Origin of the sequence: Aeromonas sp. S13(2024), assembly GCF_041402405.1 — a bacterium.
Taxonomy (GTDB): Bacteria; Pseudomonadota; Gammaproteobacteria; order Enterobacterales; family Aeromonadaceae; genus Aeromonas; species Aeromonas veronii.
In genome coordinates, this window is record NZ_JBGLRA010000001.1 from 43,327 (window position 1) to 67,207 (window position 23,881).

Genomic DNA, 23,881 nt, shown 5'->3' on the forward strand with positions numbered 1-23,881 from the left:
GGAATGCAGTCATGATATTAGACAGTGTTGTCACCGGCAGTAAAGAGAATACGCGTGCATGGCGTAAATCGGATACCACATGGGGATTAGGTCTGTTCGGTACTGCTATCGGGGCGGGGGTCTTGTTCTTTCCAATCCGGGCCGGATATGGTGGCCTGATCCCAATATTAATCATGCTGGTGCTGGCTTACCCCATTGCATTTTATTGCCACAGGGCGTTGGCCAGATTATGTCTTTCTGGCAGTAATCCATCGGCAAATATTACCGAGACCGTTGAAGAACATTTTGGCAAGATGGGTGGAGTGGTAATTACCTTCCTCTATTTCTTTGCCATCTGCCCACTGCTGTGGATATATGGTGTGACGATCACCAATACCTTTATGGCATTTTGGGAGCATCAACTACAGTTGGTTCCGCTTAATCGAGGTGTGGTTGCACTGGCATTGTTGATGTTGATGGTATTCGTGATCTACTTCGGTAAAGATCTGATGGTCAAGGTGATGAGCTATCTGGTCTTTCCCTTTATTGCCAGTCTGATCGTTATCTCTCTCTCCCTCGTCCCGTACTGGAACAGTGCCGTCTTTGATCAGGTCAATCTGAGCGAGATATCGATGTTTGGTCACGATGGTATTCTGGTTACCGTCTGGCTGGGGATCTCCATCATGGTCTTCTCCTTCAACTTCTCGCCGATTGTCTCCTCTTTCATCGTCTCCAAACGGGAAGAGTATGAGCAGGAGTTCGGGCGTGATTTTACCGAGAAGCGCTGCTCGAAGATTATCTCCGGTGCCAGCATGCTGATGGTGGCCGTGGTGATGTTCTTTGCCTTCAGCTGCCTCTTTACCCTGTCACCGCAAAATATGGCGGAAGCCAAAGCCCAGAACATTCCGGTGCTCTCCTATCTGGCCAACCACTTCTCTTCAATGACGGGCAGCAAGTCTGCGTTTGCCACCACTTTGGAGTATGCGGCGTCCATCATTGCGCTGGTTGCCATCTTCAAATCCTTCTTTGGCCACTATCTGGGGACGCTGGAAGGGTTGAACGGCCTTATCCTCCGCTTTGGCTACCAGGGTGACAAGAGCAAGGTTTCCAGTAAAAAACTCAACATGGTCAGTATGTTGTTCATCATGGGTTCGACCTGGCTGGTCGCTTATGTGAACCCCAACATCCTCGACCTGATTGAGGCAATGGGGGCGCCAATCATCGCTTCCCTGCTCTGTCTGCTGCCGATGTATGCGGTGAGCAAGACACCGGCACTTGCAAAATATAAAGGTCAGGCCAGCAACCTGTTTGTCACCATCATCGGTGTACTGACCATCCTGAATATAGTTTCCAAGCTGTTCTGAAAACCTTTTCTGCACGTCATCAGTCATTCAGGCCCCCTGGCGGGGTCTGCATGGCGCAGTCAGAAGTGCGCAATAACCTGTTCTTGGTTGGCCCAATTATGTGGGCCCAGGGCAAGGCTATCCGTGATTTGGCCACCACACTCAGTGGTAAATATGTTCTGACTGCAGTGACTCGACATCATAAATATCGAGGCGATGTAATGAAGTTTGATTCGTTGGTTCTGGTTATCAATTGCGGCTCTTCGTCGGTCAAATTCTCGGTACTGGACAGTAAAACCTGCGAGGTGGTGATATCCGGTATGGCTGATGGTATTGATACAGCCCATCCCCAATTGCAAGTGGGTAAAGAGCCCGCTATGTCATTACCTGAAAATAACCACACCTGTGCATTGGCTGCCATTGCGGCTGAATTGAAAAAACGGGATCTGCTGGATGCCATTGCACTGGTTGGTCATCGAATTGCTCATGGTGGTAGTGAATTTAGTGAAGCCGTGATCATTGATGAACATGTATTGGCCAAAATCAAGCAGGTGTCACCTTTGGCTCCCCTGCACAATCACGCCAATTTGAGTGGTGTGATGGCGGCTCGTCAGCTATTTCCCACACAACCCCAAATTGCGGTATTTGATACCGGTTTTCACCAGACCCTGAAGCCGGAAGCCTATATCTATGGGCTGCCTTACCAATATTTGCAGGATTACGGCGTACGTCGCTATGGTTTCCATGGCACCTCCCATCGCTATGTTGCCGAGCAGGCTTGCGTATTTATGGGGCTGGATGAGCAACATGCCGGTCTGGTCATCGCTCATCTGGGCAATGGCGCCTCTATTTGCGCGGTGCAGGATGGCAAGAGCGTCGATACCTCAATGGGGATGACGCCGCTGGAGGGCCTGATCATGGGCAGCCGCAGCGGCGATATCGATTTTGGCGCGCTGGCCTATATCGCCAGCAAGACGGGGCAATCCATCGAGGATATCGAGCGGGTATTGAACAAGCAGTCCGGCCTGCTGGGTATTTCGGGGCTCTCCTCCGATATGCGGGTATTGGAAGCTGCCTATCATGAAGGACATTCCGGGGCAAAATTGGCCATTCACGCTTTTGTCCATCGAATTGCCCGCCATATCGGCGGCCATGCCACCTCATTGCGCCGGCTGGATGCCGTTATTTTCACCGGCGGGATCGGCGAGAACTCGGCCTTTATCAGAAAGCTGGTATGCGAACGGCTTCAGGTATTTGGCGTAGCGATCAGCGAGCCGTTTAACCAGCGTCCCAATAGCGAGGGCTGCCGGGTAATTTCGGCGGCAGAGTCCATGGTGATGGCGGCAGTTATTCCCACCAATGAAGAGAAAATGATCGCGCTGGATGCCATTCGTCTGGGGCAGCAGGTTCGTCAGGCCGAGTGCGTCTGACATCTTCCACTGTAGTGTCATGAGTAGTGAATGAGGTTTATTTGATGAAAGTTGATATGCAATTGGATCAGGATAAATTCCGTCAGGCATGGCAAGGGTTTGCCGGTGAAAACTGGAAGCACGAGATCAACGTCCGTGATTTTATCCAGCAGAACTACACCCCCTATGAAGGTGACGAACAGTTTTTAGCAGATGCCACCGAAGCGACCACCACTTTATGGAACAAGGTGATGGAGGGGATCCGCATCGAGAATGCCACCCACGCGCCTGTTGATTTTGATACCAATATTGCCACCACAATCACCGCCCACGGGCCGGGTTATATCGAGCAGGGGCTGGAAAAAATCGTTGGCCTGCAAACCGACAAGCCCCTTAAAAGAGCACTGCATCCATTTGGCGGCGTAAATATGATCCGCAGCTCTTTTGAAGCATATGGCCGGGAGATGGATCCCGAATTTGAATATACCTTCAGCGAATTGCGCAAAACCCATAACCAGGGAGTGTTCGACGTCTACTCTCCCGAGATGTTGCGCTGCCGAAAATCAGGAATTTTGACCGGTTTGCCGGATGGTTACGGCCGTGGTCGCATTATCGGAGATTATCGTCGGGTCGCGCTCTATGGCATAGATTATCTAATCCGTGAGCGGGAGCTGCAGTTTGCCGATCTGCAACCGGCGCTTGAGCGGGGAGAGCAGCTGGAGCAGGTGATCCGCCAGCGCGAGGAGCTGGCCGAGCACAAGCGGGCACTGGTGCAGATCAAGCAGATGGCGGCCAGCTACGGCTTTGACATCTCCGGGCCGGCACGCACGGCGCAGCAGGCAGTGCAGTGGCTCTACTTTGCCTATCTGGCGGCGGTGAAGTCGCAAAATGGCGGGGCCATGTCCCTCGGTCGTACTGCCACCTTCCTCGACATCTATATCGAGCGGGATCTTAAGGCGGGGCTTATCAGCGAGCAGGATGCCCAGGAGCTGGTTGATCACTTCATCATGAAGATCCGCATGGTACGTTTCCTGCATACCCCCGAGTTTGACTCCCTCTTCTCCGGCGACCCCATTTGGGCCACCGAGGTGATTGGTGGCATGGGGCTGGATGGTCGTACTCTGGTGACCAAGAACTCTTTCCGTTACCTCCACACCCTCAAGACCATGGGGCCGGCGCCCGAGCCCAACCTCACCATCCTTTGGGCGGAAGGGCTGCCGCGGGCCTTCAAGACCTATGCGGCCCGCGTCTCCATCGATACCTCATCCCTGCAGTATGAAAACGATGACCTGATGCGCACCGACTTCGAGAGCGATGACTATGCCATCGCCTGCTGTGTGAGCCCCATGGTGATCGGCAAGCAGATGCAGTTCTTCGGTGCTCGCGCCAACCTCGCCAAGACCCTGCTCTACTGCATCAACGGCGGGGTGGACGAGAAGCTGAAGATTCAGGTTGGCCCGAAAGTGGCGCCCATCATGGACGAGGTGCTGGATTACGACACCGTCATGGCCAGCCTCGACAGCTTTATGGATTGGCTGGCGGTGCAGTACATCAGCGCGCTCAACCTTATTCACTACATGCACGACAAGTACAGCTACGAAGCCTCGCTGATGGCGCTGCACGATCGCGACGTCTATCGCACCATGGCCTGCGGCATTGCCGGTCTGTCGGTGGCGGTCGATTCGCTGGCGGCCATCAAGTACGCCCGGGTCAAGCCGGTGCGCGATGCTGACGGGCTGGCGGTCGATTTCGTGATTGAGGGGGAGTATCCCCAGTACGGCAACAACGACGAGCGGGCCGACTCCATCGCCTGCGATCTGGTCGAGCGCTTTATGAAGAAGATCCAGGCGCTGCCGACCTACCGCAATGCGGTACCGACCCAGTCGATCCTGACCATCACCTCCAACGTGGTCTATGGCCAGAAGACCGGCAACACCCCGGATGGCCGCCGTGCCGGTGCGCCCTTTGCACCGGGGGCCAACCCGATGCACGGTCGGGATCGCAAGGGAGCGGTCGCTTCGCTGGCCTCGGTGGCCAAGCTGCCGTTCAAATACGCCAAGGACGGGATCTCCTACACCTTCTCCATCGTGCCGGGGGCGCTCGGCAAGGATCCGGCCAATCGCGAGAGCAATCTGGTGGGGCTGATGGATGGCTACTTCCATCATGAGCGGGATGTGGAAGGGGGTCAGCACCTCAACGTCAATGTGATGAATCGCGAGATGCTGCTGGATGCCATCGACAATCCGGACAAGTACCCCAGCCTGACCATCCGGGTCTCCGGCTATGCGGTGCGCTTCAACGCCCTGACCCGCGAGCAGCAGCAGGACGTCATCTCCAGAACCTTCACCAACATGATGTAACTCTCATGCCCGGGGTGAGCAGGCTTGCTCCGGGCCTACTTTTTGTTTGTCAGCACGAGGAAGTAACAGATGCGACAGGTTATCACTACCAAGGCGGCGCCGGGCGCCATCGGCCCCTATGTGCAGGCCACCCGGATTGGCAACATCCTATACACCTCCGGTCAGATCCCGCTGGACCCGGTGAGCGGCGACGTTGCGGAGGGGATCGAAGCGCAGACCCTGCGCTCCCTGCAAAACGTACAGGCGATTGTCGAGGCAGCAGGCGGCGAGGTGCGCAACATCTTCAAGACCACGGTGTTTGTCTCGGATCTGAACGACTTTGCTGCGGTGAATCAGGTCTACAACGACTTCTTCACCGAGCACGATGCCATGTATCCGGCGCGCTCTTGCGTGGAAGTGGCCCGCTTGCCGAAGGATGTGAAGATCGAGATAGAGGCGATTGCTGCGCTGGAGTCCTGACGCGGCGATCCTTATCAATAAAAAGAGCGGCAGCCCGAGGGCTGCCGCTCTTTTTTCATCGAACCCGCCGTGCGCGATAAGGGCGCAAGGAGCAGGTCATTCTGGATCAGGCAATCCGTTCGATACGAGCCATGTAGAAGCCGTCGAAGCCGGTCTCGGACGGGCTCACGGTGTGATCGTCACGCAGACGGAAGTTTTCGTTGGCGGCGAGGAACTTGTCCACCTGCTGGCGGTTCTCCTCGGGCAGGATGGAGCAGGTTGCATAAACCAGCAGACCACCCACTTTCACCATCTGGCTGTAACGCTGCAGGATCTCTTCTTGCAGCGCGACCAGCACCGGCAGACGCTCGGCGGTATCACGCCACTTGGCATCCGGATTGCGCTTGAGTACGCCCAGACCGGAGCAGGGCACGTCCAGCAGTACGCGGTCGGCGCTCTCTTTGAGGCGCTTGACGGTCTTGCTGCTGGTGATGACCCGGGTCTCCACGTTGTGGGCACCGGCGCGACGGGCGCGTTGCTTGAGGTTCTCCAGCTTCCACTCTTCCACATCCATTGCCAGCAGACGGCCTTTGCCCTGCATCATGGCGGCGATATGCAGGGTCTTGCCACCGGCACCGGCACAGGCGTCGATAACGCGCATGCCTGGGGCAACTTCCAGCGCAGCAGCAACCAGCTGGGAGCCTGCGTCCTGCTGTTCGAAGCAACCATCGGCAAAGGCCTTGGTACGGAACAAGGCGGCGTCGGAGGTGACCTGCAGGGCAGTCTCCACACCTTCAACCGGAATGGTGGTGACCTGCTCTTTGGCCAGCATGGCCTGCAGCTCATCACGGGTGCACTTGAGGGTGTTGACCCGCAGGTAACGCTTGGGCATCCAGGCCAGGGCTGCACGCTCGGCAGGCCAGGCTTCACCCAGCTGCTCGCTGCCCAGTTTCTCCAGCCAGCTCGGGCAACCATCCATCAATACCGAGTTCTTCTTCGCCTCGGTCAGACGGCGGCGGAATGCTTCTTCATTGAAGCGATCCAGGGTCGGGTGGTTGGGCTGGGCAATTTTGTGGAATGCGTGCCAGCTGTGAAGCAGCGGCCAGACATTCTTTTCGGCCTGACGCACCTGAATACCGGTGAGGAAACAATAGAGGCTGAGACGGCGCAGCAGGTCGCCGGTGACCAGGGCAATCCTTGCCTGTTCTTGCGGTTTGAGTTCGATGCCGGAGAAGTGACGGGCGTAAGCGCGGTCGAGGGTAAGACCCTGACCGAGCACATCGTCAACAATGGCAACGACCAGATCCCCGAAACGGGGCAACAGTGGGGATTTGAGCATGAGATTAACCTTGGCCAGATAAAGATGAACCGCACCTTTGTGAAGAGGAGCAGTTCTAAAATTGACAAATCCGCGCAATGATAGGGGTTAGACGGGGTTGGCGCAACACTCCCCATGCTGGAATGATAGATGGGGGATTGTTCTTGCGAGCCCGCAATGTGTTTTTGTTTGCCCTACCACAAGGCTCTCGAGGTTGGGGCCTTGTGGTAGGGCCATCACTGGCGAGGCTGAGCAGGGCAATGCCGATCAGGGCAAGTCCAGGGTAAAGCGGGCGCCGCCGATGGGGGATTCATCGACCCGGATCTGGCCGCCGTAGCTGTGGACGATTTCGGTCACCACCGCCAGACCTATGCCCTGACCCGGCGAGCTGTCAGCCCGCACGCCGCGCTGGAAGATCTGTTCCGATTTGGCCGGATCGATACCCGGGCCATCATCTTCCACTTCGATGCGCAGCCGCTCGAGATGACGGCGCACCGTCACCTTCACTTCGCTGATGGCAAACTTGCAGGCGTTGTCGAGCAGGTTACCCATCAGCTCCATCAGGTCGCCCTGTTCGCCGTGAAAGAGGGCGTCATCGTCGAACTTGAAGTGGGTTTGCAGCTTCTTGTGGCGATAGACCTTGGTCAGGCTGGCCAGCAGTTTTTCAATCAGCGGCACCGGCTCGGTGCCTTTGCTGGCAAGGCGCTGGCGGCCGGTCACGGCCCGTCTGAGCTGATACTGGATCATCTGATCCATGGTGAGGATCTGCTCGTTGATGTTGTCATGGATCTCCCGCCCCAGCTTCACTTCGCGGGTGGTGATCTGGATCAGCGCCAGCCTGGTTTTCAGGCTGTGGGCGAGATCGTTGAGGGCGTGCTGGTAGCGCTGGGTCTGCTGGCGTTCGTTCTCCAGCAGCTGGTTGATGGAGTCGGTCAGCGGGGCCAGCTCCCGCTCAAAATCGCTCGAGAGGTCATCGCGCTTGCCGGCCCGAATCTCGTCGATCTGACGGGCGATGGTGCGCAGGGAGCTGAGGCTCCAGAAGGTGGTGAGCAGCAGCAGCCCGGCCAGCAGCATATAGGCGAGCAGCGCCTGTTTGGCAGTCTGGTAGAGATAGGTGCGGGACTCTTCGTGATAGCGTTTGGCCGAGTCGATCATCACCACGTAGTAGGCGGTGGTGCCGCTGCCGGGATTGCGGATAAACCGCAGGCTGTAGACGAAGTAGCTCTCGCCGTTCTTGATGGTGTGCTTCTTGAAGAAGTAGTCGAGATCCATCCCCCCCAGATACTTCATCAGATCGCCGCAGATGGTCTGTTTGGCCTTGATCACCTCCGGCATATGGAGGCTCGACCAGACCAGATCGCCATCGGCGCGGCAGATCAGGGTATCGAGGTTGCGATCCCCCGCACCACGGGATATCCGCCCCAGCTCGACGTTCGACCCCTTGTCATCCGGCTCGGTGGAGGAAAACAGCTTGGCCAGGTTCTCCTGCATCCGGGCGCTGGCCTTCTGGGTCTGCTCCTCGACGTGGCCCAGATAGAGGGCGTAGACGGCAAACCCCATGATCAGCGCGATGACCAGCAGCGAGCTGAGCAGCAGTTTGATGTGCAGTGAGCTGCGGATCATCTTGATGGGGCGCGGCAGATGAAACTGCATCAGTTACAGGAGAGGTTGAAGATGTAACCCTGACGCCGGATGGTGGAGATGGGTTGAATCGTCCCCTCCGGATCCAGCTTCTTGCGCAGGCGGCTCACCATCACCTCGATGGTGTTGGGGTCCCCTTCGCCGTCGCCGTAGAGCTGGTCGAGCAGTTGCTGCTTGGAGACCACCTGACGGGCGTTGCGCATCAGGTACTCCAGAATGAGGTATTCAAAGCTGGTGAGCACCGCTACTTCACCGGCGATAGTCAGCTCCTTGCGGGAGAGATCCAGCTCGTAATCACCGGCCTTCACCCTGGGCGAGATAAAGCCGGCGCTGCGGCGCACCAGCGCATTGAGTCGGGCCAGCAGCTCATCTTTCTGGAACGGTTTGACCAGATAGTCATCAGCACCTGCTTCCAGTCCTTCGACCTTGTCCTGCCAGTTGCCACGGGCGGTCAGCACAATGATGGGGAAGGGGATCTGCCGTTCACGCAGTTGCCGGATCAGTTGCAGGCCGTCCATATCGGGCAGACCGAGGTCGATGATGGCCACATCAATGGGATAGTCGGCGGCGTAGTGCAGTGCAATCCCGGCCTGGTCGGTGCTGTAGACCTGATTGTCGGCTTCGGTCAGCAGAGAGGAGAGGTGGTGATTGAGCAGCTTGTCGTCTTCGACCAACAGAATTTTCATGATGTGAGCGGTCATAGGGATCCAGGCTGTCAATTAGAAAGTGTATGTCGCTTCGAGTCAATTCGAATCCTAATGCATCCCGGCTGTATCGGGACTGAATCAGCGGGACTTCAGAGTTCGCGCCAACTGGTCGTTTAACCATGGTCCGGGTTGTCGATGGCCTGCTGGTCGGCAGTCATGTTGCGAAAGGTTTGATGCGATGAGAGAGATGGCCGGAAGGCTGCTGGCGCGACTGCAACAGCGTGAGCGCAGCGACCTCCTCTATATTGTCTGGCTCTGCTGGGGGGCAGCCTTGCTGCTCTACGTGCTGGGGTCGCCCTGTTTTCTGTGGCCAGTGGCGCCGATGCCGCTGGTTCTGCTTGTGTGGTTGGTGGAGAGAGTACGGATGTTTGGAAGAAACAAAGGTGGTGCGGCTACTGGGTCGGCCGGTGCCACTGTGATTGCAGCCGGTGCCCGCTTCAAGGGCGAGTTGCAGGTGGAGGGGGATCTGGAGGTGCGCGGTCAGGTCAATGGCACCATCCAGCTCATCGGTGGTGTGCTGCGCATCATGGAGGGTGGTAGCGTTGAGGGGGAGGTGAGTGCGCCCCACGTGATCATCAATGGTCTGCTGGAAGGCACCTGTACCTCCGCCGAGGTGGAGATCCTGGAGAGCGGCAAGATGCAGGGGGTCTTCAAGGGGGGCAGTCTCTCCATCTGCAAAGGCGGCAACTTTGTTGGCCAGTCCCAGCCCACCGTGGCCGGCAAGGCCGATCCTGTGTTGCAAGCCTTGTCTGAAAACAGTGCGTCCGGGAGCAAGCAGCCGGAGAGCAAGAGCAATGTGAAAAAGCTGCCGCACGAGCCGAAAGGCAAGCCGACCGAGGAGCTGGCCAAGCAGGCGTGATGTCGTTTGCCAGCGGTGCAGATGACGGTTGTTCAGGAAAACAGAGAGGGGGCCACGATGGCCCCCTCTGCATTTCCCCGTTACCGGTTAGCTGCGGCGCGGCGGCAGCATATTGGTGAGGGTGTTGTCTTTGAGAATATGGTGGTGATAGAGGGCCGCCACCGTGTGCAGGCCGATCAGGGCGTAACCGATATTGCCCAGCGTCTCGTGCACCTCCTTGATCAGCCCCTTGAGGTCTGGACTGGGGGAAAGCAGGGCAGGCAGCTCAAGCCCGAAGAAGGGGATGGGCTTGCCCGCGGCGCTCAGCAGCAGCCAGCCAAACAGCGGGGTGAGAATGAGAAAACCGTAGAGGGCGAGGTGGGCCAGTTTTGCCAGCTGGTGCATGATCGGGGAGAGCTCGGGCACGATACGCGGTGTCGGGCTAATCCAGCGCAGGGCCAGTCTGACAAAGACCAGGGCGAAGATAAGCAGCCCCAGCATAAAGTGCCACTCCTTCATCAGATCCCGGCCAGGGTCCCCTTTGGGGAAAATATCGCGAAATTCGATCAGGGCGTAGACGGCGATCATGGCCCACAGGGTCAGCCAGTGCAGCCCGATATTCAGGGTGCCATAACGTTGTTCACTGTTCATCAGCATAGGTTTGTTCCTTCGAAGTGCTGTCACATCCGTGTGGCATCCCCGCACTCAAACGTGTCGGGGCGAGGCCAGCTCCTTTGGCGGCAATAGCAGAGCTACCATGCTTGCCATCAACCGGCAGCCTGCGGCTGGACTCAGTCAGAGAGGAGATGCCCTCTGCTGTCTGCATGGTATCACTGGCAACCGGGTGGATAGTCTGATCAATGCCACACAATTTACAGGCTCATTAAGCCCCTTGTGACGTGAAGAAGGCGTGAAATAGCATCAGTGATGTCGGCCCGCCCAGGTTCAGGCGGGCTCGATGGCCACTACCAGACACGCGGGTTCGTTGATGCGAAAACGGACGTTGCAGTCAAACAGCCGCACCCCGTACTCCTTCTCATCGGGCTTGCCCTTCTTGTAGGCGGGGCGCGGATCTTGCGCCAGCACTTCACTCACCAGCTGGCGCAGCTCGGGATGGGCCTTGAGCCAGGGTTGCAACTGCTGCTCGGCCTCGACACTGAAGCTCACCGCTAGCGGCGGGGTGGGGGCGTCGGGGGCAAAGCCGCCACGGGCATCCGGCAGGCTGTCGGCATAGGGAATGTAGGGCTTGATATCGACGATGGGGGTGCCATCGAGCAGATCCACCGCCCCCAGCTCCAGCCACAGCTTGCCACGCTCGCGACCGACCCCGTGCAGCTCGACCACCGAGAGCCCTAGCGGATTGGGGCGGAAGGTGGAGCGAGTGGCAAAGACGCCGACCCGCTCGTTGCCGCCAAGGCGCGGCGGGCGCACCGTTGGGTGCCAGCCCTGCGCCATGGTCTGGTGAAAGACGAAGCTTAGCCACAGATGGGAGAACTGCTCGATGCCGCGCAGCACATCCGGCTGATCGTAAGGGGGGAGCAGCTCGAGGCGGGCGCGGGCCGATTTGACCAGTCCGGGCTGGCGGGGGATGGCGAACTTCTCCTTGTAGGGAGAGCGGATGATCCCGAGGGTGTCGATTTCGAACTTCATGGCGGATCCTGACTGAAAACCCCGGCAATTTAGCACAGACGGCCCCAAAACGCAGGTTTGGCCTCATTACGCCCTTTTCTGCGGCGCTGCCGTGATCCCTGTCCCATCCCGGCCAGTCGGGGGCTGTGCCCGCGCGCCGAGTTGCGTAGGGTGGAGGCAACAGGCGTGTCAGGATGAAATGTGCGCACTCGCGCCGAAGGGGGAGGGAGAGGGATGAAACTGCTGATTATCGGTGGCACCGGCTTTTTGGGGCGTCACCTCACCGCGCTGGCGCTGGATTGGGGCCATGAAGTGACTCTGTTCAATCGCGGCCTGCACCAGCATCCGGACTGGCGCGATCTGGTGCAGCTCACCGGCGACAGGGACAAGAGCCTGAGCGCCCTGCAAGGGGCCGGGTTGCAGTGGGATCTCGTCATCGATACCTGCTGCTATCGCCCCGAGCAGGCTGCGAGCCTCTCGGCAGCTTTGCTCGGGTGCTGCGCGCGGCTGATCTTTATCTCCACCATCAGCGTCTATCGCGATTTCTCAATGCCCGGGATGGATGAGTCGGCGCCGCTGCATGCTATCCCCGAAGGTGAAATGCCCACTGACTATGGCCCGCTCAAGGTGTTGTGCGAGCAGGAGTATCGCGCCCGCTGGGGTGAGCGGCTTTGCATCCTGCGCCCGGGCGTGTTGTGCGGCCCCCATGATCCTACCGGTCGCATGGCCTGGTGGATTAAGCGGGTGCAGCAGGGCGGGCCCTGGTTGCTGCCGGGCAGTGGCGAGGATCGCTTGCAGTATCTCGATGTGCGCGACTGCGCCGAGTTTGTGTTGCGCGCGGCCGAGCAGCAGCTATCGGGCATCTTCAACCTGCTCAAACCCGGCATTACCCTCTGCGACTGGCTGGAGCGGCTGAGCGCCCGGTTGCAGCCCGCCCGCCCCATCCAGCCCGAATGGTTGCCCTGGCCCACCCTGATGGCAGCCGGAATCGAGCCCTGGCAGAGCTATCCCACCCTGCTGCCCTGCGCGCAGGCGGAGTTTGCCGGTTACGGCTCTATAAGCGCCGAGGCGGCCATCGTCCACGGGTTGAATTTCCGGCCGCTGGAAGAGACCGCCGCCGACCTTGCCCACTGGTTGGCCATCGAGCCTGCCGCCGGGGTAGCGGCGAATGCCATGACTGAGGCACAGGAGACCTCGCTACGGCAGCAGTTGCTGGAGCCCAGTCTGCAATAGGAGAGGGAGCATCGTGACGCTGCTACCGAGCGTGGCGCGGCAGGTGTGAATACAACGAGAGAGGGCATCCCGCGGGATGCCCTCTCTCTCTATCCATGCCTGATGGTTGCCGAATAGAGGCTGACGCGATTCCCCGTCCCATCGCTGTCGATCACCTAGTTAGCGGATGGCGGCCCCCGCGGCTACCAGCAGCTCTTTCAAAATGGTGCGATGGCAGCGGGACTCCTGCTCGCAGTAGCAGCCCACCGAGAGGTTGGTGGTGTGGGAGAGGGCGGCCAGCAGCGCCAGATCATGCCTGGCGGCAGGTTGCGCCATCTCGGCCTTGTACTGTTTGCCAAACGCCGCCCACTGGGCGGGTGTCTCGGCTGCCTGCCCCAGCTTCATGGTCTCGCTGCTGGGGGCAAGGTTGGGAAACCAGACATCGTACCAATGCTGGCTGGCAAATTCGCTCTTGGGTACGCCGCGGGGCGGGCGGCGCACCGTGCCGATCCGCAGCCCCTCATCGGGCAGGCGCGGGCTGCCAAGGCGAACGATAGCGAGGGCCATGACAGCGAGTTACTTCTCTTCGGCCACTTTCAGCGCTTGCCCGTAGCAGATCACCTGTTTCAGGCAGCCCGGGGTGTCGCTGAATTCGGCGCATTTGTCGATGGTGACGCCGTTGCCGCCCATGTCGGCTGCGCGGCGGCGGGCCAGGGTGCGCGCTTCACCGGCATTGGGCACTGGCTGGTTGGCATCGGCCTGGCAGGATTCACCCTCGATGGTGCCGAGGTAGAGGTAGTTGAGGTCAGCCAGCTCATCTTGTTCATAGATGCGCACGCTACCGGGTTTGAAGTATTCGTCGAAGTTCTCTTTATCCAGATTGCTGTTGAAGGCGTAGTTGGCACAGCCGGAGGCAATCAGGGGCATCATCAGGATCAGGCGTTTCATCGTCTCGTATCTTGTGTCGGTGATGAGGACAGTAGAAATGCGCAGGCGCTCCATGTCGGCATCTTGTTGAATAATGAGGGGGACATTATAGGGGCCAGCCGCCTGCGGCGACCAGCCCCGTTTTGCGCCCGTTTGTCAGGGTGTGACCCCCATCAGCCTGATATCAAACCGGAGCCAGTCGCTGATAGAGGCTGCGGTAGTAATCATCCGCCAGCAGCTCGTTGTGAGGGGCGCAGAGGCGGATCTGTCCCTCTTCCATCAGGGCAATCCGGTCCATCTGCTCCATCCCCAGCAGACGGTGGGAGATGAGCAGCAAGGTGCGATCTGCCCCAAGCTTGAACAGCAGATCCATGATCTCCCGCTCGGTCTGACTGTCGAGCCCTTCGGTCGGTTCGTCCAGCAGCCAGAGCGGCGCATCGTGCAGCAGGGCGCGGGCGATGCCGATACGGCGACGCTCGCCACCGGAGAGGGGGCGGCCGCCGTCACCGAGCCAGGCATCCAGACCCGCCTCATCTTCCAGCAGATTGGCCAGCCCGACCTGGGTCAGCACTGCAATCAGCTGCTCGTCAGTGGCGGTCGGGGCGGCCAGTTTGAGGTTGCCCCGCAAGGTATCGGCAAACAGATGCACCCGCTGGCTCACCACCGAGATGGAGGCGCGCAGCGCCCCTTCGCTGTAGTCGGTGAGCGGCTTGCCATCGAGCAGGATCTTGCCAGCCTGCGGGCTCCACTCCCGGGTCAGCAGCCCCATCAGGGTCGATTTGCCGCAGCCGGTCTGGCCAAGCAGCGCCAGCTTCTCACCGGCGTGCAGCTGCAGGGTGCAGCCACGCAGCACCGGCTGAGGGTTGCCGGGGTAGCCAAAATAGAGGTCATTGATCTGCAGCGCACCAGCGGTGGCATGGGTCTGTTCGTCGCCCCACACGGGGGCTTTTGCCTCTTGCAGGATCTCGTTCAGGCGGCGTGCCGAGGTGAGGCTGGTGGAGAGGTGCTGGAAAGCCCCCGCCAGTGGCATCAGTGCCTCGAAGCTTGCCAGGGTGGCAAAGACCATCAATGCGGTAATGGGGTCGGGCGCAGCGCCCGCTACCCCATGACCGGCCAGCCAGAGCATCAGGGTCAGGGTCCAGCCGCTCAGCAGTTGCACCGAGAAGTTGGCCAGCCCGCTCACCTTGGCCATGCGGGCCTGCGCGACGAGCAGCGCCTGTTCGGCCTGTTGCAGCTCAACCAGCGCCTTGGGGGCGGCGGCAAACATCTGCAGCTCGGCCTGACCATCCAGATAGTCCACCATTCGGGTACGCAGGGTCGATTTTTCGGCAATCAGCGCCTGACCGGGGCGACGGCCGAGGAAGTAGAACACCAGCGGCAGGGCAATCATGCCAAACAGCAGAATGGCACCCAGGGTAAGGGCGAGGCGACTGTCGAAAAACGACAGGAAGAAGACCAGTCCGGCGGTGCTGAGCAGGGCCGCGCCTATGGGGGTGATCAGCCGCAGATAGACGTGGTCCATCGCATCGATGTCGGCCACCAGCCGGTTGAGCAGATCCGCCTGACGGAAACCGGCCAGGGTACCGGTGGAGAGCGGCGAGAGTTTCTGCCAGAACCAGACCCGCAGTCGGGTCAGTACCCGGAAGGTGGCGTCGTGGCTCACGACCCGCTCACCCCAGCGACCGGCGGTGCGGACGATGGAGAAGAAGCGCACTCCGCCCGCGGGGGTCATGTAGTTAAAGGCATGGGTCGTCGCAACGGTCATCCCCGCCACGGCGGCGGCGGAGAGGAACCAGCCGGAGAGGGAGAGCAGCCCCATGCCGGCGGCCAGGGTCACCAGCGCCAGCAGCAAACCAATGGTGAGGCTGAGCCAGTGTTGGCGATAGAGACGCAGAAACGGCAACAGATCACTCATCGAGAGAACCTCCGGAACGTTGGGAGAGCAGGCGGGCAAAATGCCCCTGCCCAGAACTAAGTTGCTGGAAGCTGCCTTGCTCCACCAGCTGGCCGTGGGCCAGCACCATTATCTTGTCCATCTTGGTAAGCTGGTCGAGGCGGTGGGTGATCATCAGCAGGGTCTGGCCAGCCATCGCCTGCTCGAGGGTGGTCATGATGGCGCGCTCGGAGTGGCGATCCAGACTGGCGGTCGGCTCATCGAGCACCATCAGCTGGGTCGATTTGAGCAGGGTTCGCGCCAGGGCAAGACGCTGAGCCTGACCGACAGAGAGGCCGCCGGCCTGATCGCCGACCGGATAGTCGAGCCCCTTCTCCATGGCAAATTCCCACGCCTGCGCCCGTTTCAGGGCATCTTCCAGCTCGGCATCGCTGGCCGTTGGTTTGGCCAGCAGCAGGTTGTCGCGCAAGGAGGCGTGGAACAGCTGCGGGTTTTGCGAGAGCCAGCCCAGTTGCAAGCGCCACTGGCTCATGTCGAGGGTGGCAAGCTCCTGCCCGTTGACCTTGAGCTCACCACGATAGGGGGCAAAGCCGAGCAGGGCGTTGACCAGCGAGCTCTTGCCTGCGCCGCTGACGCCGATGAGGGCGGTACGTGAACCGGCTTCCAAAGTGAAGTCGATGGGGCCGACCAGCACCTTGCCCTCGGCGCTCAGCACTTCAAGTCCTTTGGCTTCTACCTTGACCGGGCTGTCGGCATGGAACGGCGCCGTGCCTGCGGCCGGTTCGCTCACCTCGGCTTCGAGGAATTCAAGTAACTGCTCGGCAGCGCCGATGGCCTGCGCCTTGGCGTGGTAGTGGGCACCCAGTTCCCGCAGCGGGGCGTAGAACTCGGGGGCGAGAAACAGCACGAACAGGCCGGTAAAGAGGGTGACCTTTACCCCATAGCTACCAAAGTTCAGATGGTCGATATAAGAGAAGCCGAAGTAGACGGCAACCAGCGCTACCGAGATGGCGGCGAAGAACTCCAGCACGGCGGTGCTCAAAAACGCCAGGCGCAGCACTTCCATGGTGCGCTCGCGAAAATCTTCCGAGGCATCGCGAATGGCGTCACCTTCTGCCTGGGTACGCATAAAGAGTTGCAGGGTGCGCAGCCCCTTCAGCCGATCGAGGAAGTGGCCGGAGAGACGGGCCAGCGCCTGAAAGTTGCGGCGGTTGGCATCGGCGGCGCCCACACCTACCAGGATCATAAAGATAGGGATGAGGGGCGCAGTGCCCAGCAGGATCAGGCCCGCCGCCCAGTTGACCGGGAACACGGCCACCAGAATGACCACCGGAATAAAGACGGCGATGGCCATCTGCGGCAGATAACGGGAGAAGAAATCCTGCATGTTTTCAATCTGTTCCAGCAACAGGCTGGCCCAGCTACCGGCCGGACGGCGCTGGATATAGGCAGGGCCGAGACGACTCAAGCGAGTGAGTACCAGCTGGCGGATGGTTTGGCGCACCGCGCTGCCCGCCTTGAAACTGGCCACTTCGCGGCCATAGGCCAGAGCGGCCTTGCCAAGCGTCACCAGCAGCAGGGTAAGAAAGAACGTGATGGATTGCTCGGGCGTTGAGCCTTCGATGATGAAGCCGTGCAACAGGGTCGCCAGCAGCCAGGCTTGCGCCACCATCAGAATGCCCTGGCCAAGGCCAAAAGCGATGGATATCGTGATCCAGCGGCGACCGTGACTCGATTGCTTGCGCAACCAGCCATAGAGACGTTTTTGCGTTTTTTTATCCATTACCACCATCCTCGCGTCGAGTGGCGCAAGACTATCCTTGCCGTTTGGCCTTGGCAACCTTGTAAATTATCTGTGTTGAAAATGTTTGATTGAAAAAGCAACCGTCTGTTCAATCCTTGTCCGAACAGATTGATTTATTGAAAAAAGTGGCAAAGGCGCCATTGCGCTCGGCGGCAAAATGCATATAGTAGGAGCCCTGACGCGGGTGTAGTTCAATGGTAGAACGGTAGCTTCCCAAGCTGCATACGTGGGTTCGATTCCCATCACCCGCTCCAAATTTCAGATGCCAGGCGGGCATCGTATAATGGCTATTACCTCAGCCTTCCAAGCTGATGATGCGGGTTCGATTCCCGCTGCCCGCTCCAGCTTCAAAACAAAAAGCCCACTCCTGAGAGTGGGCTTTTTGTTTTTCATCTGTCGTGTGCGGCGTTCGACGTCACGCTCACGGTTTCTCAGCTTTTAAGGCAAACCGCAGAGACAGAAAAGGCGCCCAAGGCGCCTTTTCAGATCAACAGCGTTGCGGGAGCTTATTCCTGCTCCAGCTCACCACAGAAACGGTAGCCTTCGCCGTGGATGGTGGCGATGATCTCCGGAGTATCGTTGACGCTTTCGAAGTGCTTGCGAATGCGACGGATGGTCACATCGACGGTACGGTCGTGGGGCTTGAGCTCACGGCCGGTCATCTTCTTCAGCAGTTCGGCACGGGTCTGGATCTGGCCCGGGTTTTCGCAGAAGTGCAGCATGGCGCGGAACTCGGAGCGCGGCAGCTTGAACATGTCGCCAGTCGGGCTGACCAGTGCGCGGCTGTTGATATCCAGCGCCCAGCCATTGAACAGGTAGCGCTCAACCAGCTTCTTCTCTTCGCCACCGGCAGCCACGTTCATGGTGCGGCTCAGCAGGTTGCGGGCACGGATGGTCAGCTCGCGCGGGTTGAAGGGCTTGGTGATGTAATCATCGGCGCCGATCTCCAGACCCAGGATCTTGTCCACTTCGTTGTCACGACCGGTCAGGAACATCAGGGCGATGTTGTCGTTCTCACGCAGCTCACGGGCCAGCAGCAGGCCGTTCTTGCCTGGCAGGTTGATGTCCATGATCACCAGATTGATGGTGTGGGAAGTGAGGGCCTGGTGCATTTCGTCGCCGTTGTTGGCTTCGAGCACGATGTAGCCTTCGGCTTCAAAAATGCTTTTCAGGGTATTGCGTGTGACCAGCTCGTCTTCGACGATCAGAATGTGTGGTGTTTGCATGAGTATTCCCAGATTCTTATCAGTTAATTATCTTAAATTTAACACTCTTTGGCGTTTCAAACCGATTTCCTGACTGATCCTGAAAATTTATTACGTCATCCTGGGTATGAGAGTCAGGTCGGAATATCGCGAATTAGGCATCAGTACCGGCAAGTATCCCTGTGCCACTTATAGGTTCCCGACAAGTCTGGTCGAGCAGAGCCTGGAAAGGTCGTCCATTACGAAAGTGGCCGCATTTTATCAGTTAACAGGAGCATAACAACACTCTTTGCCGTCAGATAGCAACTTTTTAACTCTGATTTGATATAGGTCAAACCCTGGTACAGCAGCATCATACTTGGCCTGAACCGGGTTTTCGCCCCTACAAAATGTAATGGAATGTAACATGTGATTGACATGAATTTGTGGGAAAACTACAAGAAAATCTGCTTTATCGCGCCATTTGAGCCACCAGACTGGTCTGCCTTTGCCATCATCACAGCCTGGAATCCGGCCAGCCAGTGTGTCACAGAACGACGCAATATGCGGCGGGAACGGGCGCTGTGGCGCCATCTGATCGTGGATTTGCAGGTGCCCGTGGTGGGGCCGTTTTGGGGATCTGACCCGGACGAACGCTGGCAGGAGTCATCGCTGGCGCTGGCGCTATCCCTGCCACAAGCCCGTCAGCTGGCTGCGCGTTTTGGCCAGAACGCCATCTACTGGGTGGAGGATGGCCAGCTCTGGCTGACACCAGTATTGACGGATAGATCAGCAGTTTGTCTGGGCAATATTGAATCCTTCTGGATTGCCAGAAACCTTGCCTGATGAAAGAATGAACACCTTCATGCATCTGAAAGGAATCAAATCATGCTGGATCTCCTGCCCGACCTCTGCGATCAACATGGCGACTTGCTGCAAGTGGCCGACCCGGTGTTTCAGGATTTTGGCGGCAAGGCCCTCTTTTATGGTCGCGCCGTAACGCTCTCCTGTTATGAAGACAACAGCCTGGTGCGGGATCTGGTGACCCGCCCCGGTCACGGCAAAGTGATGGTGATCGACGGCGGCGGCTCGCTGCGCCGTGCGCTGCTTGGCGATCAACTGGCGGTCAAGGCGGTGGAGCAGGGGTGGGAGGGGATCCTGATCCACGGCGCGGCGCGGGATGTGGGCACCCTGGCGACATTGGCGCTCGGGGTCAAGGCGCTGGCAGCCTGTCCGGTCAAGACCGAGAAGCGAGGATTGGGAGAGCTGGGGGCCGTGGTCAGCTTTGCCGGTGTGACCATCCACGAAGGGGATTACGTCTATGCGGATCGCAACGGCGTGGTGGTGAGTGCCACGCCGCTGATCTGATTCAGAAGTTGAAACCGACCCCCAGGCTCAGCGCCTGATCGGCTGTGATGGCGCTGACGCCGTAGTTGGCGGTGAGGGAGAGTCTGGGGGTCAGCAGCAGGCTGGAGTTGAGCTCCAGCAGCGTGCTGGCCTTGTCGAGATCGAGATGCTTGATTTGGCTGCCGATATTGAATGCCGGAGAGAGCTGGTAGCGTACCCCCGAACTCATATTGAAACCGGATGTGCGATTTTTATCCGCCACTGCCGGGCCCGCTTCCATAAAGAGGGTTACATCATCCACCACCGGATATTGATAGCCGCTATTGACCAGCCAGAGATCAAAACTGTCGCTGTGATGGCTATGGCCATTGAGCAGCACACCCGAGTAACTTTTGACATAGAGAGACGGGTTGGATTGCGGCTGAACCACTGCCCAGTCGGCGGCCTGTACGGCCATGCTGGCGCAGGTTGCAAGCAGTGTGATGATGAGTGATTTGACCATTCGTTTCCCCTCCCTGGGTCCGGAACTGAGCCTAAGCATGGCACATGCCAGCTGGTAGTAAAGTGAAGGGAGATCACAATAAAATCCTTTGGCATGGGCGCCAGCCATGTTAAACAGGCTGCCGTATTGATGGCTCTAATCATTAAGAGGTGAATCCATGAACAAGAAACTGACTCTGCTGGCCGCGCTGGCACTGGGAGGCTGCGCAATGGCAACAGGTTCCAGCATGGCTCAACTGCAAGCATCCAGCTGGCAGCTGCAAGGCGCCACCGGCGATACCTTCACCCTGCAAGTGGTCGACGGCAAGGTGGCGGGCAAGGGCGGCTGCAACCGCTATTTTGGCGGCATCACCAAGCAGGGTGACGGTGTCTTGACGCTGGGCGCCATGGGCTCCACTCGCATGATGTGCATCGGCGACGCCATGAACAAAGAGACCGAGTTCCTGCAAAAGCTGGAGAAGGTGGCAACTTACTCCATCAACGGCAACCAGTTGACCCTGAGCGATGCCAACAAGGCTGCCCTGCTCACCTTTAACGCTGTGCCTGCTGCCAAATAAGGCACGCGTTCGTCTGATTGCCCCGACAGCGCTGACTGTCTGATACGCCCTCCCTCTGGAGGGCGTCTGTTTATCTGCGATGAACCCTGTGTGGCCGTCCACAACGGTTGTTCACTTGTCGATTCCCCTTTCTGCCCGGTTTGATGCCAGAATCTCGTATCTTTGCTTCGGTACGTATCTTGATCATTTCAATGATTCTTGTATAGTTGAAATGAAAGGTTGCACCAAGGGGAGTGAAGATGAACAAAGAGATGGCCACCAAGGTCTTTGAATCGCTGGCATCCGGCATCCGGCTCGATGTATGGCGGCTGCTGGTGAAGGCCGGGCTGGAGGGGCGGGTCGCCGGTGAACTGGCCAGCGAGCTCGATATTGCCCCCAATACCCTTTCGTTTCACCTTAAGGCGATGCTCAACACCGGTCTGCTGTCGGTGGAGCAGGAGGGGCGCTTTCTACGCTACCGCGCCAATATTCCCCTGATGCTGGATGTGATCGCCTACCTCACCGAGGAGTGCTGTGCCGGTCATCCCGAGGCGTGCGGCGTGATACGTGCCGAGTCAGCCTGCTCCCCCCATGTTCTGCCTGCGCAGCCCTGCTGCAACAAGGAGTAATGCCATGTCCTCCATTCAGATTTTTGATCCCGCCCTCTGCTGCTCCAGCGGTGTCTGCGGTACCGAGGTTGATCAGGCACTGGTCACCTTCGCAGCCGACCTTGCCTGGGCCAAGGCGCAGGGGGTAGCCATCGAGCGTTTCAATCTGGCCCAGCAGCCGATGCAGTTTGCCGAGACACCTGCGGTCAGCGCTTTTCTGACCCACGCCGGGGAGGAGGGGTTGCCACTGGTGCTGGTGGAAGGGCAGGTGGTGTTGACCGGCCGTTACCCGAACCGCAGCGAGCTGGCCCGTTATGCCGGGCTGCCTGCGCCGCAAGTGGCCATCAAGGGGATCGTCAAGGGTGGCTGCTGCTCCGGCAGCGGTTGCTGCTGAGTCGCGACGCACCATTCGGGAGAGGCTATGTACCATTTTCTGACCAATCCACCGCCGTTTCTCTTTTTCACCGGCAAGGGCGGGGTGGGCAAGACCTCGCTGGCTTGCGCCAGTGCGGTGGCGCTGTGTGATATTGGCAAGCGGGTGCTGCTGGTGAGCACAGACCCTGCCTCCAACGTGGGGCAGGTGTTTGCCACCGAGATCGGCAATCGCGTCACCGCCATCGCCGCTGTGCCCGGTTTGTCGGCGCTGGAGATAGATCCCCCCGCGGCGGCCAAAGCTTATCGGGAGCGGATCGTCGGGCCGGTGCGCGGCAAGTTGCCCGAGAGCGTGGTGCGCAGCATCGAGGAGCAGCTCTCCGGCGCCTGCACCACCGAGATCGCCGCCTTTGACGAATTCACTGCGCTGCTGACCGACCAAACGCTGCTGGCCGAGTATGACCATATCGTCTTTGATACGGCCCCAACCGGCCACACCATCCGGCTGCTGCAACTGCCGGGCGCCTGGAGCGAATTTCTGGAGCAGGGCAAGGGGGATGCCTCCTGCCTTGGCCCGCTGGCGGGGCTGGAGAAGCAGCGCAGCCAGTATGGCGAGGCGGTCGCCGCCTTGGCTGATGCTGCCAGCACCCGCTTGGTGCTGGTGGCGCGCGCCCAGCAATCCACTCTGCGGGAAGTGGCTCGCACCCACGAAGAGCTGGCCGCCATCGGCTTGCTGAATCAGCAGTTGGTGATCAATGGCCTCTTCCCCGAAGGCGCTATTGCCGGAGATCCGCTGGCAATGGCGCTCTGGCAGCGCGAGCAACAGGCTCTCGCCCAGATGCCACAGGGGATAAAGGGGCTGGCGCAGGATCATATCCCGCTGCTGGCCACCAATCTGGTGGGGGTCGACAGTTTGCGCCAGCTGCTGCAATCAGAGGGAACAGCTGCTCAATCCTCGACAGTACAGTCCACTGTCAAGCAAGCCCAGCCCGAGTTGAGTTCGCTGGTGGACGAGCTGGCCGCCGACGGTCACGGCCTTATCATGCTGATGGGCAAGGGCGGGGTGGGCAAAACTACGCTGGCGGCCGCCGTGGCTGTGGAGCTGGCGAGCCGCGGTTTGCCGGTGCACCTCACCACCTCGGATCCCGCTGCGCACCTGAGCGAGACCTTGGCAGCTAGTTTGCCCCATCTAGAGGTGAGTCGCATCGACCCCCACGCCGAGACCGAGCGTTACCGCGCCCAGGTGCTGGCCACCAAGGGAGCAGCCCTGGACGAGCAGGGGCGGGCACTGCTGGAGGAGGACTTGCGCTCCCCCTGTACCGAGGAGATCGCCGTGTTTCAGGCCTTCTCGCGCATTATTCGCGAGGCGGGCAAGCGCTTCGTGGTAATGGATACCGCCCCCACCGGCCACACCCTGCTGCTGCTCGACGCCACCGGCGCCTACCACAGGGAGATCGCTCGCCAGATGGGAAACAAGGGGCTGCACTTCACCACCCCCATGATGCAGTTGCAGGACCCCAAACAGACCAAGGTGCTGATTGTGACGTTGCCCGAGCCGACGCCAGTGCAGGAGGCTGTCAATCTGCAATCCGATCTGCGCCGGGCCGGTATAGAGCCCTGGGGCTGGCTCATCAACCACAGCTTGCAGCAAGCCGCGGTCAGCTCACCGCTGCTGCAACTGCGGGCCGAGCGCCAGTTGCCCCATATCGAAGCGGTCGAGCAGCAACACGCCAGCCGCTACGCCGTGGTGCCGCTGCTCGCTGAAGAGCCGGTGGGGCCCGATGCCCTGCGCCGTCTCTGCCAGCACCATTGAGTCGCCGCCCCGGCCTGCTGC

The 23,881-nt window shown here is 59.4% G+C and carries 23 protein-coding genes and 2 tRNA genes; 14 read left to right on the plus strand and 11 right to left on the minus strand.

Annotation, left to right across the window (positions count from 1 at the left end):
- Positions 1-11: 11 nt before the first annotated feature.
- The 4 genes from tdcC (at position 12) to ACB042_RS00250 (ending at position 5,550) form a co-directional block, all read left to right on the plus strand.
- Positions 12-1,343 (plus strand): threonine/serine transporter TdcC, encoded by a 1,332-nt coding sequence (gene tdcC, locus ACB042_RS00235; RefSeq protein ID WP_371177530.1) that lies wholly within the window; start codon positions 12-14, stop codon positions 1,341-1,343.
- Between the two features lie 50 nt (positions 1,344-1,393).
- Positions 1,394-2,752, plus strand: a complete 1,359-nt coding sequence (tdcD, locus tag ACB042_RS00240; RefSeq protein ID WP_371177531.1) for a propionate kinase — start codon at positions 1,394-1,396, stop codon at positions 2,750-2,752.
- A 44-nt stretch (positions 2,753-2,796) separates the two neighbouring features.
- Positions 2,797-5,091: a formate C-acetyltransferase gene (pflB, locus tag ACB042_RS00245; RefSeq protein WP_371177532.1), complete on the plus strand. Its 2,295-nt coding sequence runs from the start codon at positions 2,797-2,799 to the stop codon at positions 5,089-5,091.
- Between the two features lie 69 nt (positions 5,092-5,160).
- Positions 5,161-5,550 carry a RidA family protein gene (locus ACB042_RS00250; protein ID WP_108541336.1) on the plus strand — a complete coding sequence of 130 codons (390 nt, stop codon included), beginning with the start codon at positions 5,161-5,163 and terminating at the stop codon, positions 5,548-5,550.
- Positions 5,551-5,656: 106 nt separating this feature from the next.
- On the opposite strand, the gene ACB042_RS00255 is transcribed toward ACB042_RS00250, so the two are convergent.
- From ACB042_RS00255 to ACB042_RS00265, 3 genes are all read right to left on the minus strand, one after another.
- The gene (locus ACB042_RS00255) at positions 5,657-6,868 is read right to left on the minus strand and encodes an RsmB/NOP family class I SAM-dependent RNA methyltransferase (RefSeq protein WP_257690382.1); all 1,212 of its coding nucleotides are present in this window, start codon (positions 6,866-6,868) and stop codon (positions 5,657-5,659) included.
- A gap of 246 nt (positions 6,869-7,114) precedes the next feature.
- Positions 7,115-8,500 (minus strand): ATP-binding protein, encoded by a 1,386-nt coding sequence (locus ACB042_RS00260; RefSeq protein WP_371177533.1) that lies wholly within the window; start codon positions 8,498-8,500, stop codon positions 7,115-7,117.
- On the minus strand, positions 8,500-9,174 hold the full coding sequence (locus ACB042_RS00265; RefSeq protein WP_041201856.1) for a response regulator transcription factor: 675 nt from the start codon (positions 9,172-9,174) through the stop codon (positions 8,500-8,502). The genes ACB042_RS00260 and ACB042_RS00265 overlap by 1 nt, the downstream gene beginning before the upstream one ends.
- Before the next feature lie 199 nt (positions 9,175-9,373).
- On the opposite strand from ACB042_RS00265, the gene ACB042_RS00270 reads away from it, so the two are divergent.
- Positions 9,374-10,054, plus strand: coding sequence for a polymer-forming cytoskeletal protein (locus ACB042_RS00270; RefSeq protein WP_201938331.1), 681 nt, complete (start codon positions 9,374-9,376; stop codon positions 10,052-10,054).
- A gap of 87 nt (positions 10,055-10,141) precedes the next feature.
- On the opposite strand, the gene ACB042_RS00275 is transcribed toward ACB042_RS00270, so the two are convergent.
- Both ACB042_RS00275 and tsaA read right to left on the minus strand, forming a co-directional pair.
- On the minus strand, positions 10,142-10,690 hold the full coding sequence (locus ACB042_RS00275) for a cytochrome b (RefSeq protein ID WP_371177534.1): 549 nt from the start codon (positions 10,688-10,690) through the stop codon (positions 10,142-10,144).
- A 288-nt stretch (positions 10,691-10,978) separates the two neighbouring features.
- Entirely contained in the window at positions 10,979-11,683 is a 705-nt protein-coding gene (tsaA, locus tag ACB042_RS00280; protein ID WP_236316489.1) for a tRNA (N6-threonylcarbamoyladenosine(37)-N6)-methyltransferase TrmO, read from the minus strand.
- Between the two features lie 213 nt (positions 11,684-11,896).
- On the opposite strand from tsaA, the gene ACB042_RS00285 reads away from it, so the two are divergent.
- Complete coding sequence (locus tag ACB042_RS00285; protein ID WP_371177535.1) at positions 11,897-12,895, plus strand: NAD-dependent epimerase/dehydratase family protein; 999 nt, start codon at positions 11,897-11,899, stop codon at positions 12,893-12,895.
- A gap of 159 nt (positions 12,896-13,054) precedes the next feature.
- Here the strand turns inward: ACB042_RS00285 and ACB042_RS00290 are convergent, their stop codons facing one another.
- The 4 genes from ACB042_RS00290 to cydD form a co-directional block, all read right to left on the minus strand.
- Positions 13,055-13,441: a DUF488 domain-containing protein gene (locus ACB042_RS00290; protein ID WP_005338205.1), complete on the minus strand. Its 387-nt coding sequence runs from the start codon at positions 13,439-13,441 to the stop codon at positions 13,055-13,057.
- Positions 13,442-13,450: 9 nt separating this feature from the next.
- Positions 13,451-13,822, minus strand: coding sequence for an Rcs stress response system protein RcsF (gene rcsF / locus ACB042_RS00295; RefSeq protein ID WP_013723982.1), 372 nt, complete (start codon positions 13,820-13,822; stop codon positions 13,451-13,453).
- Between the two features lie 163 nt (positions 13,823-13,985).
- Positions 13,986-15,716 (minus strand): cysteine/glutathione ABC transporter ATP-binding protein/permease CydC, encoded by a 1,731-nt coding sequence (gene cydC, locus ACB042_RS00300; RefSeq protein ID WP_371177536.1) that lies wholly within the window; start codon positions 15,714-15,716, stop codon positions 13,986-13,988.
- Positions 15,709-17,478, minus strand: coding sequence for a cysteine/glutathione ABC transporter permease/ATP-binding protein CydD (gene cydD / locus ACB042_RS00305; protein ID WP_371155117.1), 1,770 nt, complete (start codon positions 17,476-17,478; stop codon positions 15,709-15,711). The genes cydC and cydD overlap by 8 nt, the downstream gene beginning before the upstream one ends.
- Before the next feature lie 201 nt (positions 17,479-17,679).
- On the opposite strand from cydD, the gene ACB042_RS00310 reads away from it, so the two are divergent.
- A tRNA-Gly gene (locus ACB042_RS00310) sits at positions 17,680-17,753 on the plus strand.
- A 15-nt stretch (positions 17,754-17,768) separates the two neighbouring features.
- Positions 17,769-17,843: transfer RNA gene (locus ACB042_RS00315), tRNA-Gly, on the plus strand.
- A gap of 162 nt (positions 17,844-18,005) precedes the next feature.
- On the opposite strand, the gene arcA is transcribed toward ACB042_RS00315, so the two are convergent.
- Complete coding sequence (gene arcA, locus ACB042_RS00320; RefSeq protein WP_005338193.1) at positions 18,006-18,725, minus strand: two-component system response regulator ArcA; 720 nt, start codon at positions 18,723-18,725, stop codon at positions 18,006-18,008.
- A 396-nt stretch (positions 18,726-19,121) separates the two neighbouring features.
- On the opposite strand from arcA, the gene ACB042_RS00325 reads away from it, so the two are divergent.
- Both ACB042_RS00325 and ACB042_RS00330 read left to right on the plus strand, forming a co-directional pair.
- The gene (locus tag ACB042_RS00325; RefSeq protein WP_371177537.1) at positions 19,122-19,529 is read left to right on the plus strand and encodes a DUF3293 domain-containing protein; all 408 of its coding nucleotides are present in this window, start codon (positions 19,122-19,124) and stop codon (positions 19,527-19,529) included.
- Positions 19,530-19,571: 42 nt separating this feature from the next.
- The gene (locus ACB042_RS00330; protein WP_005338188.1) at positions 19,572-20,051 is read left to right on the plus strand and encodes a putative 4-hydroxy-4-methyl-2-oxoglutarate aldolase; all 480 of its coding nucleotides are present in this window, start codon (positions 19,572-19,574) and stop codon (positions 20,049-20,051) included.
- 1 nt (position 20,052) lies between these two features.
- Here the strand turns inward: ACB042_RS00330 and ACB042_RS00335 are convergent, their stop codons facing one another.
- Complete coding sequence (locus tag ACB042_RS00335; protein WP_371177538.1) at positions 20,053-20,532, minus strand: hypothetical protein; 480 nt, start codon at positions 20,530-20,532, stop codon at positions 20,053-20,055.
- Positions 20,533-20,689: 157 nt separating this feature from the next.
- Between ACB042_RS00335 and ACB042_RS00340 the strand changes: the two genes are divergently transcribed.
- From ACB042_RS00340 to arsA, 4 genes are all read left to right on the plus strand, one after another.
- Positions 20,690-21,088, plus strand: coding sequence for an META domain-containing protein (locus ACB042_RS00340; RefSeq protein ID WP_005359119.1), 399 nt, complete (start codon positions 20,690-20,692; stop codon positions 21,086-21,088).
- 239 nt (positions 21,089-21,327) lie between these two features.
- Complete coding sequence (locus ACB042_RS00345; protein WP_371177539.1) at positions 21,328-21,696, plus strand: ArsR/SmtB family transcription factor; 369 nt, start codon at positions 21,328-21,330, stop codon at positions 21,694-21,696.
- 4 nt (positions 21,697-21,700) lie between these two features.
- Positions 21,701-22,069, plus strand: coding sequence for an arsenite efflux transporter metallochaperone ArsD (arsD, locus tag ACB042_RS00350; protein ID WP_371177540.1), 369 nt, complete (start codon positions 21,701-21,703; stop codon positions 22,067-22,069).
- Between the two features lie 27 nt (positions 22,070-22,096).
- Positions 22,097-23,860 carry an arsenical pump-driving ATPase gene (gene arsA / locus ACB042_RS00355; protein WP_371177541.1) on the plus strand — a complete coding sequence of 588 codons (1,764 nt, stop codon included), beginning with the start codon at positions 22,097-22,099 and terminating at the stop codon, positions 23,858-23,860.
- Positions 23,861-23,881: the final 21 nt, after the last annotated feature.

Coding starts and splice junctions, on each gene's coding strand:
- ACB042_RS00255 (WP_257690382.1), bottom strand. CDS start 6,868: ATGCTCAAATCCCCACTGTTGCCCCGTTTCGGGGATCTGGTCGTTGCC.
- ACB042_RS00250 (WP_108541336.1), top strand. CDS start 5,161: ATGCGACAGGTTATCACTACCAAGGCGGCGCCGGGCGCCATCGGCCCC.
- arsA (WP_371177541.1), top strand. CDS start 22,097: ATGTACCATTTTCTGACCAATCCACCGCCGTTTCTCTTTTTCACCGGC.
- pflB (WP_371177532.1), top strand. CDS start 2,797: ATGAAAGTTGATATGCAATTGGATCAGGATAAATTCCGTCAGGCATGG.
- tsaA (WP_236316489.1), bottom strand. CDS start 11,683: ATGAAGTTCGAAATCGACACCCTCGGGATCATCCGCTCTCCCTACAAG.
- ACB042_RS00260 (WP_371177533.1), bottom strand. CDS start 8,500: ATGCAGTTTCATCTGCCGCGCCCCATCAAGATGATCCGCAGCTCACTG.
- ACB042_RS00270 (WP_201938331.1), top strand. CDS start 9,374: ATGAGAGAGATGGCCGGAAGGCTGCTGGCGCGACTGCAACAGCGTGAG.
- tdcD (WP_371177531.1), top strand. CDS start 1,394: ATGGCGCAGTCAGAAGTGCGCAATAACCTGTTCTTGGTTGGCCCAATT.
- tdcC (WP_371177530.1), top strand. CDS start 12: ATGATATTAGACAGTGTTGTCACCGGCAGTAAAGAGAATACGCGTGCA.
- ACB042_RS00275 (WP_371177534.1), bottom strand. CDS start 10,690: ATGCTGATGAACAGTGAACAACGTTATGGCACCCTGAATATCGGGCTG.
- arsD (WP_371177540.1), top strand. CDS start 21,701: ATGTCCTCCATTCAGATTTTTGATCCCGCCCTCTGCTGCTCCAGCGGT.
- ACB042_RS00290 (WP_005338205.1), bottom strand. CDS start 13,441: ATGGCCCTCGCTATCGTTCGCCTTGGCAGCCCGCGCCTGCCCGATGAG.
- ACB042_RS00345 (WP_371177539.1), top strand. CDS start 21,328: ATGAACAAAGAGATGGCCACCAAGGTCTTTGAATCGCTGGCATCCGGC.
- ACB042_RS00325 (WP_371177537.1), top strand. CDS start 19,122: ATGAATTTGTGGGAAAACTACAAGAAAATCTGCTTTATCGCGCCATTT.
- cydC (WP_371177536.1), bottom strand. CDS start 15,716: ATGAGTGATCTGTTGCCGTTTCTGCGTCTCTATCGCCAACACTGGCTC.
- ACB042_RS00340 (WP_005359119.1), top strand. CDS start 20,690: ATGAACAAGAAACTGACTCTGCTGGCCGCGCTGGCACTGGGAGGCTGC.
- ACB042_RS00265 (WP_041201856.1), bottom strand. CDS start 9,174: ATGAAAATTCTGTTGGTCGAAGACGACAAGCTGCTCAATCACCACCTC.
- cydD (WP_371155117.1), bottom strand. CDS start 17,478: ATGGATAAAAAAACGCAAAAACGTCTCTATGGCTGGTTGCGCAAGCAA.
- arcA (WP_005338193.1), bottom strand. CDS start 18,725: ATGCAAACACCACACATTCTGATCGTCGAAGACGAGCTGGTCACACGC.
- rcsF (WP_013723982.1), bottom strand. CDS start 13,822: ATGAAACGCCTGATCCTGATGATGCCCCTGATTGCCTCCGGCTGTGCC.
- ACB042_RS00285 (WP_371177535.1), top strand. CDS start 11,897: ATGAAACTGCTGATTATCGGTGGCACCGGCTTTTTGGGGCGTCACCTC.
- ACB042_RS00335 (WP_371177538.1), bottom strand. CDS start 20,532: ATGGTCAAATCACTCATCATCACACTGCTTGCAACCTGCGCCAGCATG.
- ACB042_RS00330 (WP_005338188.1), top strand. CDS start 19,572: ATGCTGGATCTCCTGCCCGACCTCTGCGATCAACATGGCGACTTGCTG.